Consider the following 486-nt stretch of genomic DNA (forward strand, 5'->3'; position numbering starts at 1 on the left):
CACGGCCGTGCTGCGCCGCCGGGCCCGCAGATCGTCCAGCGTGCGCGGCAGCTGGTAGGACCAGCCGACGCGGGTTCCCGCCTCGGGTTCGTGGACGGTGAGCACGTCGCGCAGATCCGGGTCGTGCTGCAGGTCGAACAGCCGGGCCAGCTCGTCAACGGCGCCCCGGAAGGCTGGATGCGTCGCCACGTTCGCGACCTTCTCCCCGTCGAGCCACACCTCGCGGCCGTCGTTGAGGCTCGCCCGGTACCGCTCCCCGGTCATCAGCCCCTGCGCGGCAGGCGGCGGGGTTCCCAGCAGCGAGTCGGCCGGAGGATCGGCCGTCGCCCCGGCGGGGTGGTCACCGGCGGCGGGTCGGCCGGGATCGTCGATGGCGCCGGGATGACCGCTGTCGGTCACGAGGGTCATGGCCTGATCTCCGCTCTGTGGACAATGTCGGTGGTGCCGGTGGTGCCGGTGGTGCCGGTGGCGGTCCAGACGCAGCCA

The 486-nt window shown here is 73.5% G+C and carries 1 protein-coding gene; it reads right to left on the reverse strand.

What is annotated here, in order from left to right; translation table 11 throughout:
- Window positions 1-408, reverse strand: a 408-nt coding sequence (locus AC08ON_RS13835) for a 4-hydroxyphenylacetate 3-hydroxylase N-terminal domain-containing protein (RefSeq protein ID WP_476617113.1), incomplete at its 3' end; no start/stop codon positions are given.
- Window positions 409-486 lie beyond the last annotated feature (78 nt).

Source organism: Frankia sp. CoWAU3, assembly GCF_977971855.1.